Consider the following 11,753-nt stretch of genomic DNA (forward strand, 5'->3'; position numbering starts at 1 on the left):
CCAGCGCCTTACGACTCCTTGCACATCGGCAGTGGCTGCGGCGGCGGCGCCGGATGGTCCTTCCTGTATTGGGCGATCATCGGCTCGAGGGTCTTGCGCGGCCAGAATTTCGGCGCGCCGATTTCCTTCAGGCAGGATGGGTTCCAGTAGGGAGCCGACAGCGAATGGTTTCTTGCCGCTTGCGCGACGGCGGCGATATCGCGCGACTCCGGGTAGATGTAGAGGGTCGTCGGGTCGTCCTTGACCATCGCGATGATTTGGCGGGCATCCGCCTGCGACCAACTGGTGCAGCCATTGCTGCGGCCGCCGGCATAGTCCACCAGCTTGCCGAACGGCACCAGACCGTCATGGTTGGCATAGGAGCTGTTCGGATTCTTGCGCATGCACGTGGCGCGCAGCACCTGCGCCGCGTGGCCGCCGATCACCCGTTGCCTCGCGTTCGCCGCCTCGCCTTCGCCGTCGAACTGGATGAAGGTGCGCAGGAAAGCGGCGTCCTGTTTTGCGCCAGTGCGATAGAAACCCTTGAACGAGGTTTTCGCCTCGCGGGTCAGGTAGGCGCCGCCGGCGGTCAGTTCCGAATCCATGGCGTTGCCGAAATTCTTGGAACACCGCCTGCCATTGGAAAAGTCGATGCTGCCTTTCAGATTCCGGCCGGCGCCGTGGCCCGACGCGATCGCGCGAAACGATTGGCTGGCCTCGCAGATGACATAGTAGCGGCGTCCCAGAACGCCATTGCCGAGATCGCCGGGACGCGTCGCGTCCATGGCGAAGTAGCAGGGGTTGCTGACGGCGCCCTGCGCCACCTTCTTCAGGTAAAGCGTCCGCGCCCGCTCGAGCACCACTTGGGAGATCATGCCGTCGCTGTCGCCGACATGAGCCTGCAGCCAGGCCGGTATGCCCGATGGCTGCAACGCGGCGAAGGACCTGACCGATGCCATCAGGACGATGAAGGCGATAAGGAGGCTGGTCGCGACACCCAGCGGGACAGATATCAACCGCACCGGACCGGTCTCCTCTCGAAAGACGATTGTGATTCCAATCATAAAACGTCGCGCGCCGGACGGCGACACACATCTTGTTCAACGCATTCCAAAAGCATGCACAAGAGAACTGCCCTCCAGCGCCCGGCGAGTTTCATGCCGGCTCGAGGCCTGGTATTCTTGCGTCCATGGATATCCAGTTATTTTCGACCCGCTTGGATTGGGCTATCATCTGATTCTGGTGCGGCCCACGCCTCCTCGCTCCGTCGGGAAAGCATTCTTCATGTAGGGTCTATCCGATCACCGAACCGACTGTTCGAGCGTCAGGCATAAGGAGGGGTTGCAGACACTGCTCGCATCAGGAGGTTTGCGATGACTGCACCTATCCATCAATTAAAGCGTCAGGCCAGACTGTTGTCTCGCCGAGAGAAGATGCCGCTCCACCAGGCGCTTGCCACTATCGCGGCACGGCAGGGTTTCGCGAGCTGGAGCCTGCTGATGGCCAAGGCCGCCGAAACGGCGCCCGCCGGCAGGTTGTTCGCCCAATTGTCGGGCGGCGACCTGGTCCTGATCGGCGCGCGGCCCGGGCACGGCAAGACCTTGATGAGCCTCGAACTTGCGGTCGAAGCCATGAAGGCTAGCCGTCGCTGTGTGTTCTTCTCGCTGGAATATACGCATGAGGATGTTCTGGACCGGTTTCGCGCCATCGGAGCGGAACCGGCACGGTTCGACAGCCTTTTCACGTTCGATAATTCCGATGCGATCTGTGCCGACTACATCGTCAGGGCATTGGAATCGGAGACACGCGGTACGCTGGCGGTCATCGACTATCTGCAACTGCTCGACCAGAGGCGGGAAAACCCAGACCTGATGACGCAGGTTCGCGCATTGAAGGCTTTTGCGCGTGACAGAGGGTTTATCCTTGTCTTCATCTCGCAGATCCATCGCTCATTCGATCAGACGAAGAAGGCGTGTCCCGGCATCGGCGATGTCCGGTTGCCGAATCCGTTGGACCTGTCGCTGTTCGACAAGGCCTGTTTCCTGCACAATGGCGACATCCGGTTCCACGCGGTGAACTGACGAGCTGCAGAGCCCCGTTAGTGGGCGGCCGGCTCGAGATGCGCGGACACTTTCGAATCGTGCTGCTCGCGCATCGTGTCGGCCGACTGGCGAACCACTTCGGAAATCCGCAGGAGCTGCCTGGCGATCGGGCTTGTCTGGCGCCAGATCATGCCGATCGTTCGCGAAGGCCGGGGGCTTTCGAAGCGGGCGATGGAGACGCATGCCGAGCGGGTCTCCACGGACACGGCCATTTCGGGGATCAGGGTGACGCCGACGCCGGCGCCGACCATCTGGACCAGGGTGGACAGCGAGCTGCCGTCCAGCAATTCCCTGGGTCGTGCCGAATGCATGTTGCAGAACGACAGGGCCTGGTCGCGGAAACAATGGCCCTCTTCCAGCAGGAGCAGCCGCATCTCGCGCAGCATTTCACGGTTGGGCACCGGCTTGCCCTCGTCCTCGCCGGGGCGGACCAGAACGAAATCCTCGGTGAACAGGACGATTTCGGTCAATGAGGGTTCCGACACCGGGAGCGCCACGATGGCCGCGTCGAGCCGGCCGTCGGCCAGCTCCTGGATCAGCTTCTGCGTCTGCGTCTCGCGCACATGGATATCGAGACCGTCATGCATGCGGGAGAGGTTGCCGATGATGGCGGGCAGAAGATAGGGCGCGATCGTCGGAATCACGCCGATGCGCAGCCGTCCCACCAGATGGTCGCGCGAGGCGCGCGCCAGGTCCGTCAGTTCATCCACCGTGCGCAGGATGTCGCGGACCCGCGGCGCGAACGCCTCGCCGAAATTGGTCAGCCGGACCTGGCGCGGACCTCTTTCGAACAGCTCGGCGCCGAGCGTTTCCTCCAATTCCCTGATCTGCACCGAGATGGCGGGCTGGGAGATCGCGCAGGCATCCGCGGCGCGCCCGAAATGGCTGTGGCGGGCCAGCGCCTCGAAGTAGCGCAGCTGCTTCAGCGTCAGGTTTGTCATAATGTCATCTTATCGCTGTAATCAGGAAATCCAACTTAAAATAATCGATGGGCTTTGCTATAGGAGGGGAGAGGGAGACCAGAGCAGCCGGTGATCACAGACGCCCCGCCCTCGTGGGAGCGATGTGACGCGGTTTTTCGGCGCCATCTTGTCCAGGGCATGCCCACGGCAGTGGACATTCGCATATTCAGGCTCCTCGCCGTCAGGCCGGCGGTGGAGCGGACCTTATCCAGGGGCATTCGAGCCCTTGTTCACGCAGCAGTTGGCACAACGCCCAACACAGCCACGATCGGAGAAGACCATGGACGCACAAACCGATGATCCCAGCGCGGGCAAATGCCCGGTCGTGCACACCGCCGTCGGCCGGATCAACCGCGACTGGTGGCCCAACCAGGTCAACGTCCAGATTCTCCATCAGCAGTCGCCCTTGTCCGATCCGATGGGCGAGGCGTTCGACTATGCCGAGGAATTCAAGAGCCTCGATCTAGACGCGGTGATCAAGGACCTGCATGCGCTGATGACGGATTCGCAGGAGTGGTGGCCGGCCGATTTCGGCCATTACGGGCCGCTGTTCGTGCGCATGGCCTGGCACAGCGCCGGTACCTACCGGATCGCCGACGGCCGTGGCGGCGCCGGGGCTGGCCAGCAGCGTTTCGCGCCGCTGAACAGCTGGCCGGACAATGTCAACCTCGACAAGGCACGCCGGCTGTTGTGGCCGATCAAGCAGAAATACGGCCGCAAGATCTCCTGGGCCGACCTTCTGATCCTCACCGGCAATGTCGCGCTGGAATCGATGGGCTTCAAGACCTTCGGCTTCGCCGGCGGTCGTGCCGACGTCTGGGAACCCGAGCAGGACATCTACTGGGGTCCGGAAGGCAAGTGGCTGGCCGACGAGCGCTACAGCGGCGACCGCGACCTGCAGAACCCGCTCGGCGCCGTGCAGATGGGCCTCATCTACGTCAACCCGGAAGGGCCGAACGGCAACCCCGATCCGCTGGCCTCGGCGCGCGATATCAGGGACACGTTCGCGCGCATGGCCATGAATGACGAAGAGACCGTCGCTCTCATCGCCGGCGGCCATACATTCGGCAAGACGCATGGCGCCGGCGACGCGGCGCTGGTGGGCGCGGAGCCGGAAGGCGCCGACATCGAACAGCAGGGCCTCGGCTGGGCCAGCAGGTTCGGCAGCGGCAAGGGCGGCGATGCGATCAGCAGCGGCCTGGAAGTGACCTGGACCACGACGCCGACCAAGTGGAGCAACGACTTTTTCGACAATCTGTTCGGTTTCGAATGGGAATTGACCAGGAGCCCGGCCGGCGCGCACCAGTGGACGCCGAAAGGCGGCGCCGGCGCCGGCACCGTGCCGGACGCGCACAATGCGGCCAAGCGCCATGCGCCCTCCATGCTGACCAGCGATCTCGCCCTGCGCTTCGATCCGTCCTACGAGACGATCTCGCGGCGCTTCCACGAGAACCCGGACCAGTTCGCGGACGCTTTCGCCCGCGCCTGGTACAAGCTGACCCACCGCGACATGGGACCGGTGGCACGCTATCTCGGCCCGCTCGTGCCCAAGGAAGAACTGCCCTGGCAGGACATCATTCCGGCGGTCGATCATGTGCTGATCGACGAGCAGGACGCTGAAGCGCTCAAGGCCCGGATCCTGGCGTCCGGCCTTTCGGTGGCGCAGCTGGTGTCGACGGCGTGGGCTTCGGCCTCGACCTTCCGTGGCTCCGACAAGCGCGGCGGCGCCAATGGCGCGCGCATCCGCCTCAGCCCGCAGAAGGACTGGGCCGTCAACCAGCCGGCGGAATTGGCCAAGGTGCTCGAGCAGCTGGAAGCGATCGCCAGCGACTTCAACGCATCGCAGACCGGCAGCAAGAAGGTCTCGCTTGCCGACCTGATCGTTCTTGGTGGCAATGCCGCCATCGAGAAGGCCGCCGGCCACAGCGTGGACGTTCCCTTCTGGCCGGGCCGCATGGATGCTTCGCAGGCGCAGACGGACATCCACTCCTTCGCGCCGCTCGAACCGACCGTCGATGGCTTCCGCAACTATGTCAGCGGCAAGCAGCGGCTGACCGTCGAGGAGGCGCTGGTCGACCGCGCCCAATTGCTGACGCTGACGGCGCCGGAGATGACGGTCCTCGTCGGTGGCCTGCGCGTTCTCGGGGCCAATGCCGGGCAGTCGAAGCACGGCGTCTTCACCACGAAGCCGGAAACGCTGAGCAACGACTTCTTCGTCAACCTGCTCGACATGGGCACGGAGTGGAAAGCGACCTCCGACGCCAAGGACGTGTTCGAGGGACGCGACCGCAAGACCGGCGAAGTCAAGTGGACCGGCACCCGCGCCGACCTCATCTTCGGTTCGCATTCGCAGCTGCGCGCATTGGCCGAAGTCTACGCGACGGCGGACGCCAAGGCGAAATTCACGAGGGATTTCGTGGTGGCCTGGACCAAGGTGATGAACGCCGACCGCTTCGACATCGCCTAGGGGCATTCCGGCGCCGCGTGTGCCGGGCCAAGTCTTCCGGTCCTCCCAAGGACACAGAGCAGGGCCGCGTTTCCAACGATGGGGACGCGGCCTTGCCGCGAACGGCCCTGCTTAGGGGCTGTTCTTCCTATCCCCTTCCGTGGTCGTCGGCACAGAGCGCGTGGTCGGACAGCGCCCGGATGACGTAGCAGTCGCCGACGGTCTTGCCTTCGCAGCAGGACGCAATGCGCTCCAGCTCGGTTTCGAGCCGCTTCAATTGGGCAATCTTTTCGCGCACGGCGATCAATTGTTCGCCTGCGATCCGGTCTGCGTGGCCGCAGGGCTGCTCGGGGTGGCCGCTCAGGTCGATCAGCGAGCGGATGTCCTCGACGGCGAAGCCGAGGTCGCGGGCATGGCGGATGAAGGACAGCCGCTCCAGCTCCTGCCTGGAGTAGCGGCGCTGGTTGCCTTCCGAGCGCTCCGGAGCCGCGACCAGACCCATCTGCTCGTAGTAGCGGATGGTTGGCACCTTGACCCCGGTGCGACGGGAAAGATCGCCGATGGAAAACATGAATTTTGCCTCTTGAAGCTCTAGTGACTAGAGCAATTAGAGTGTCTGGCATCAGGGTTCAAGGCCTGCGCGGCGATGCGCACGGGTAAGACAGACAGGTGACGCGATGACAGCTTCCCCCAAGCAGGCACAAACCGGGCAGGCACGGTTCAAGATCGACGGCATGGACTGCGCCGCCTGCGCGGCCAAGATCGACACGGCGGTGCGCCGCATCGACGGCGTCGCCGAGGTCTCGGTTTCGGTGACGGGCGCCAGCATGACCATCAGACATGACGGTGCGCTGGCGGAAGACAAGGTGCTGCGGCAGGTGACGCGGCTTGGCTACAGCATCGTCAGGGCCGAGGCCAGAACCGAGGGACGCCCGTCGCCAGCGGCAGCGTCGCATGACCATGCCGACCATGATCACGACGACCATGATCAGGGGGGCCACGATCACGGGGGACATGCTCACGCCGGCGGTGATCGCAGGGATGATGGCGCACCGGTCTCCAAGCCGGCCGCCGGCGCCATCCATCTCCACGGCGATGCCGAAACAGGGCAGGCGTGGTGGCGTTCCGGCCGCGCGAAGCTGACCTTGGCTTGCATGGCAGCGCTTGGCGCCGCCTACATCGTCGGCCATCTGGTCCCGGCGGCCGAACGCTGGGTCTTCCTCGCCGCCTTGCTGGTCGGACTGGTGCCGATCGCGCGGCGTGCGCTGATGGCGGCTTTGGCCGGCACGCCGTTCTCGATCGAGATGCTGATGACCATCGCCGCGACGGGCGCGGTGATGATCGGCGCCACGGAGGAGGCCGCCACCGTGGTGGTGCTGTTCCTGATCGGTGAAATGCTGGAAGGCGTTGCCGCCGGCCGGGCGCGAGCCAGCATCCAGGGTCTTGCCGACCTCGTGCCGAAGACGGCGCTTGTCGAGCGTGCGGGCGGCACCAAGGAAGTTCCAGCCGATCAGCTTGCGGTCGGCGACATCATCGTGGTGCGTCCGGGCGACCGCATTCCGGCCGATGGCGAGATCGCCGAAGGCTCCAGCGAGATCGACGAGGCGCCGGTCACCGGCGAAAGCACGCCGAAGCGCAAGGGTGTTGGCGAAGCCGTCTTTGCCGGCACGATCAGCACCGACGGTGTGCTCAAGCTGCGGGTCACGGCCGCCGCCTCCGACAACACCATCGCCCGCGTAGTGCGGCTGGTGGAGGAGGCGCAGGAGGCCAAGGCGCCGACCGAGCGCTTCATCGATCGCTTCTCGCGCTACTACACCCCGGCCGTGCTGGCGGTCGGCGCGATGGTGGCTCTGCTGCCGCCACTGCTTGCCGGCAGCGACTGGAACGAGTGGATCTACAAGGGCCTGGCGATTCTGCTGATCGGCTGCCCCTGCGCGCTGGTCATCTCGACTCCGGCGGCGATCGCCGCCGGCCTGGCGACCGGCGCGCGGCGCGGCCTGCTGATGAAGGGCGGCACGGTGCTGGAAGGGTTTCGCCGGATCACCGCGGTCGCCTTCGACAAGACCGGCACGCTGACCGCGGGCAAGCCTGTCGTCACCGACATCGTGGCCTATGGCCGCGATGAATGCACCGTGCTGGCGCTGGCGGCGGCGCTGGAGCAGGGCTCGAGCCATCCGCTGGCGGTGGCGATCCTCGGCAAAGCCAAGGTTGACGGAGCGCCGATACCGCCGGCAATAGCGGCGAAGGCGGTTTCGGGCCAGGGCGTCGAGGGCAGCGTCGGCGGTGTCGCCGTCTTTCTCGGTTCCGGCCAGGCGGCGGGCGAACGCGCCGCCATGACCGAGGCGCAGCGCCTCGCTGTCGAAAGTCTCAACGGCCAGGGCAAGACCGTCTCGGTGCTTGTGGCGGATGGCGTGGTGGCCGGGCTGATCGCCATGCGCGACGAGCCGCGGCCGGATGCGGCCGCCGGCATAGCGGCGCTCAAGGCGCAAGGTATCCGCACGGTGATGCTGACCGGCGACAACCGCCGCACCGCCGAGGCGATTGCCGCTTCGCTCGGCATCGAAGCGCGGGCGGAGCTGATGCCGCAAGACAAGCAGCGCATCGTCGGCGACTTGCAACGCGAGGGGCTGAAAGTCGCCAAGGTCGGCGACGGCATCAACGACGCTCCGGCGCTTGCCGCCGCCGACATCGGCATCGCCATGGGTGGCGGCACCGATGTGGCGCTGGAGACGGCCGACGCGGCGATCCTGCATGGCCGGGTCATGGATGTGGTGCGCATGGTGCGGCTGTCGCGGGCGGTGATGGCCAATATCGGCCAGAACATCACCGTGGCGCTCGGGCTGAAGGCGGTATTCCTGGTCACCACCATCATTGGCATCACCGGTCTGTGGCCGGCGATCCTGGCCGACACCGGCGCCACCGTGCTGGTCACGGCCAACGCCATGCGATTGCTTCGCTGGCGGGGGTGAACGCGGTCCTTGGCGGAGACCGACCGTCCTAACGTCAGGCGTCGATGTCCGTCGCCAGCGCGGCGTCCTTCTGGGCCTCCAGTTCCGCGAGCCTGCCCTGCAGCGCGTCGCGGATCGAAGCATAGGCCGTCGCGCCAAAGGTCAGTCGTCGTGGCGCGGGGTCCTGCGCCACGGAGGCGATCATCGCCTCGACAATCTTGGCCGGATCGCCCTTGAGCTCGAAAGAGCCTTCGGAAAAAGCCCGGCGCAGGTCGCCGACGGGCGTGTTCGCATAGGCATTCACGGGCTCGGCACTGACCAGGCTGCCGCCGAAATTCGTCGATGTCGGGCCAGGCTCCACCAGCATCATGCCGATGCCGAAGGGTGCGACCTCCTGCCGAACGGATTCCACGAAGCCTTCGATGCCCCATTTGGTGGCGTGATAGAGGCTGAAGCCGGGATAGGCCATCTGTCCGCCCTCCGAGGAGACCTGCAGGATCCGGCCGCCTCCCTGTCGTCTCAGATGCGGCAAGGCTGCCCGGATCAAATGGATGGAGCCGATGAGGTTGGTGTCGATCACGTCGCGGATCTGGCTGTCGCCCAACTCCTCGGCGGCGCCGAACAGGCCGTAGCCGGCGTTGCTGACGATGACGTCGATGCGGCCAAGCTCGGCAAAGGCCTTGTCGATCACTGCCCGGATCGCATCGCTGTCGGTCATCTCGAGCGAGGTGATCCACAGGCGATCGCCATGCGATGCCTGCAGATCGGCGAGCGCCCCTGGCTTGCGCACGGTGGCGGCGACACGGTCGCCACGCGCCAGCAGCCTTTCGGTGAGAAGCCTGCCGAAACCGGAAGAGGTGCCGGTGATGAACCATGTCCTGGCCATGGGATATGTCCTTTCATTTTAGATTTCGGCCAAGACTACGCTTCCCAATTCATGATACTATCCGTTCAGTTTTGTATGGCTTGATGAAGATATCCCATGAATGGCAGGCCGGGGCTTCCGGAGTTGACGGCGCTCACCGCGATCGTCTCGCATCGCAGCTTCCGCAAGGCAGCCGACGATCTTGGGCTTTCCCCTTCGACGCTCAGCCATATGATGCGGACGCTGGAGCGGGACATGGGCGTGCGCCTTCTCAACCGCACGACGCGCAGCGTGGCACCCACAGAGGCAGGCGAGCGGCTGGTCACGCGCTTGCGGCCGCTGTTGTCGGATATCGATGCCGCCCTGGCCGAGGTCGATGATTTTCGCGGCCTCGTGTCAGGCACGCTGCGGGTTAACACCAGCGAGATCGGCGCCCGGCTGCTGCTTGGCTCCGTGGTGCCGGCATTTCTGGCGCGCTACCCCAAGGTCTCCCTCGATCTCGTCACCGAGGGCAGGCTGGTCGATATCGTCGCCGAAGGCTTCGACGCCGGCATCCGTCTGGGCGAGGCCGTGCCGCGGGACATGATCGCCGTGCGCTTCGGCGGGCCGGCACGCTTCATCGCCGTCGCGTCGCCGGCCTATCTTGCCGATCACCCGGCTCCAGAGGTGCCGGATGATCTGAGGGCTCACACCTGCATCCGGTTCCGGCTGCCGAGTGGCAAGCTCTATCGATGGGAGTTCGAAAGACATGGCCAGGAGATCGCCATCGATGTCCCCGGCGCGCTGACGCTGGACACGATGGAGCTGATGGCCGAGGCGGCCGCCGGCGGCCTGGGGATCGCCTATCTCTCGGACAAGGCCGCGAAGCCGTACTTCGAGCGGGGCGAGCTTGTTCCGGTGCTCGACGACTGGTCTCCGCCCATTCCCGGCCTGTTCCTCTATTATCCAGGCCGCCGGCTGGTGCCGCCGGCGCTGCGCGCCTTCATCGACGTGTTGAAGGAGGCGAAGGGATAAAAGCTGGCTACTCCGCCAGGGCCGGCAGCGGCGGCGTCGCTCTTGCACGCCCCTCCCAGATATAAGAGGCAAGCGCCACCGCGACCGCGACCAGCATGGCGATGGCACCCAGCATCGGCAGGCTGCGGTAGCCATAGCCGGCATTCAGCATCGCGGCGCCCAACGATGCTGCCAGCGCGATGCCGACATTGAAGCCGGACGGGATCAGCGACGAGGCGAGGTTGGAAGCATCCGCCGTCCAGGAAAGGATGCGGGTCTGGATCGGGGTGCCGATGGCGAAGTTGAGACCGCCCCAGACGGTGATCGCCGCGATCATCGGCAGCGGGTAGGGGCTGACGGCATAAATGATGGCGAGCGTCACCGCCTGCAGGGCAAGCATGGTGATCAACGACGGCATCAGCTTCCAGTCGGAGAGCCTGCCGCCAAGGAAGACACCAAGCGTGGCGCCGACACCGTTGAGCAGCAGCACCCATGGCACCAAATCCTCGTCCAGTCCGGTGACCTCGAGCAAGGTCGGCGTGATGTAGGTGAACAGGCCGAACTGGCCGATCATCAGCATCAGCATGAGGATCAGCGAGGTCCACACCTGCTGGCGGCTCAGCACGCGCACCTCGCTTGCGAAAGCGGCTGGCTTGGCCTGATATCCCGTGGTGCGCGGCAGCAGGATCGCCATGGCCAGCGTTGCCGCCACGCCAAGTCCGCACATCACCCAGAAGGTGGCGCGCCAGCCCCAGATGGTGCCGATCGCGGTGCCGGCCGGCACGCCGATGACGTTGGAGACTGTGAGGCCCGACAGGATGATGGCGACCGCCATGCCGCGCTGGTCTTGGCGCACCAAGCCGACGGCGACCACCATGGCGACGCCGAAATAGGCGCCATGCGCAATCGCCACGGCAATGCGCAGCAGCAGCATCGAGGTGAAGTCCGGCGCCAGCGCGCAGGCCGCCTGGCCGACGGTGAAGGCGCTGGCGAGGCCGAGCAGCAAGGTCTTGCGCGACAGCGACTTCGTGGCAAGCGTCAGCAACGGGCCGCCGATGGCGATGCCGCAGGCATATCCGGAGACGAGATAGCCCGATGTCGGGACCGAAACGCCAAGCCCCTGCGCCACCTGCGGCAGCACGCCGGCGATGACGAATTCGGTGGTGCCGAAGGCGAAGGCGGCAATGAACAGGGCGATGAGCGGCAGCGACATGGGACGGCCTTGGCTGGGAACGGCCTCAAACCATGGATGGGCCTTGCGGGCAATCCAGAAATTTTTGTCGTGGGTTTAGGTTTTCTTCAGTGGAGGAGCGCGAGGCGATGACGCGCTAATCTCCCCCACAAGTGGGGAGATTGGCAGCTTCGATGCCTCAGCCCGCCTTCAACCGCGAGCCCGTCAGCAGGCCGCGCTCTTCCAGGACGGGATAGGCCATCGATGCCAGCAGCGAGTTGATCTGC

9 protein-coding genes are annotated in these 11,753 nt (G+C 65.3%); 4 read left to right on the top strand and 5 right to left on the bottom strand.

Annotated elements, in window-relative coordinates; all coding sequences use genetic code 11:
* Positions 1 to 8: 8 nt before the first annotated feature.
* Complete coding sequence (locus tag WC739_RS08365; protein ID WP_372952556.1) at positions 9 to 1,001, bottom strand: hypothetical protein; 993 nt, start codon at positions 999 to 1,001, stop codon at positions 9 to 11.
* 351 nt (positions 1,002 to 1,352) lie between these two features.
* On the opposite strand from WC739_RS08365, the gene WC739_RS08370 reads away from it, so the two are divergent.
* Positions 1,353 to 2,060 carry a DNA helicase gene (locus WC739_RS08370; protein ID WP_372952557.1) on the top strand — a complete coding sequence of 236 codons (708 nt, stop codon included), beginning with the start codon at positions 1,353 to 1,355 and terminating at the stop codon, positions 2,058 to 2,060.
* 17 nt (positions 2,061 to 2,077) lie between these two features.
* Here WC739_RS08370 and WC739_RS08375 read toward each other — a convergent pair whose 3' ends face one another.
* Positions 2,078 to 3,022: a LysR substrate-binding domain-containing protein gene (locus tag WC739_RS08375; protein WP_372952558.1), complete on the bottom strand. Its 945-nt coding sequence runs from the start codon at positions 3,020 to 3,022 to the stop codon at positions 2,078 to 2,080.
* 301 nt (positions 3,023 to 3,323) lie between these two features.
* Here WC739_RS08375 and katG point away from each other — a divergent pair, with 301 nt between their 5' ends.
* On the top strand, positions 3,324 to 5,510 hold the full coding sequence (gene katG, locus WC739_RS08380) for a catalase/peroxidase HPI (protein WP_372952559.1): 2,187 nt from the start codon (positions 3,324 to 3,326) through the stop codon (positions 5,508 to 5,510).
* Positions 5,511 to 5,637: 127 nt separating this feature from the next.
* Here katG and WC739_RS08385 read toward each other — a convergent pair whose 3' ends face one another.
* Entirely contained in the window at positions 5,638 to 6,060 is a 423-nt protein-coding gene (locus WC739_RS08385) for a helix-turn-helix domain-containing protein (protein ID WP_372952560.1), read from the bottom strand.
* Between the two features lie 106 nt (positions 6,061 to 6,166).
* On the opposite strand from WC739_RS08385, the gene WC739_RS08390 reads away from it, so the two are divergent.
* Positions 6,167 to 8,458: a heavy metal translocating P-type ATPase gene (locus WC739_RS08390; protein WP_372952561.1), complete on the top strand. Its 2,292-nt coding sequence runs from the start codon at positions 6,167 to 6,169 to the stop codon at positions 8,456 to 8,458.
* Positions 8,459 to 8,492: 34 nt separating this feature from the next.
* Here WC739_RS08390 and WC739_RS08395 read toward each other — a convergent pair whose 3' ends face one another.
* Positions 8,493 to 9,323, bottom strand: coding sequence for an SDR family oxidoreductase (locus tag WC739_RS08395; RefSeq protein ID WP_372952562.1), 831 nt, complete (start codon positions 9,321 to 9,323; stop codon positions 8,493 to 8,495).
* A 96-nt stretch (positions 9,324 to 9,419) separates the two neighbouring features.
* Here WC739_RS08395 and WC739_RS08400 point away from each other — a divergent pair, with 96 nt between their 5' ends.
* Entirely contained in the window at positions 9,420 to 10,316 is an 897-nt protein-coding gene (locus WC739_RS08400; RefSeq protein WP_372952563.1) for a LysR family transcriptional regulator, read from the top strand.
* 7 nt (positions 10,317 to 10,323) lie between these two features.
* Here WC739_RS08400 and WC739_RS08405 read toward each other — a convergent pair whose 3' ends face one another.
* Positions 10,324 to 11,508, bottom strand: coding sequence for an MFS transporter (locus WC739_RS08405; protein WP_372952564.1), 1,185 nt, complete (start codon positions 11,506 to 11,508; stop codon positions 10,324 to 10,326).
* Positions 11,509 to 11,753 lie beyond the last annotated feature (245 nt).

It is taken from the genome of Mesorhizobium sp. (genome assembly GCF_041661565.1).
Classification (GTDB): domain Bacteria; phylum Pseudomonadota; class Alphaproteobacteria; order Rhizobiales; family Rhizobiaceae; genus Mesorhizobium.

Coding starts and splice junctions, on each gene's coding strand:
- katG (WP_372952559.1), top strand. CDS start 3,324: ATGGACGCACAAACCGATGATCCCAGCGCGGGCAAATGCCCGGTCGTG.
- WC739_RS08390 (WP_372952561.1), top strand. CDS start 6,167: ATGACAGCTTCCCCCAAGCAGGCACAAACCGGGCAGGCACGGTTCAAG.
- WC739_RS08400 (WP_372952563.1), top strand. CDS start 9,420: ATGAATGGCAGGCCGGGGCTTCCGGAGTTGACGGCGCTCACCGCGATC.
- WC739_RS08405 (WP_372952564.1), bottom strand. CDS start 11,508: ATGTCGCTGCCGCTCATCGCCCTGTTCATTGCCGCCTTCGCCTTCGGC.
- WC739_RS08370 (WP_372952557.1), top strand. CDS start 1,353: ATGACTGCACCTATCCATCAATTAAAGCGTCAGGCCAGACTGTTGTCT.
- WC739_RS08385 (WP_372952560.1), bottom strand. CDS start 6,060: ATGTTTTCCATCGGCGATCTTTCCCGTCGCACCGGGGTCAAGGTGCCA.
- WC739_RS08395 (WP_372952562.1), bottom strand. CDS start 9,323: ATGGCCAGGACATGGTTCATCACCGGCACCTCTTCCGGTTTCGGCAGG.
- WC739_RS08375 (WP_372952558.1), bottom strand. CDS start 3,022: ATGACAAACCTGACGCTGAAGCAGCTGCGCTACTTCGAGGCGCTGGCC.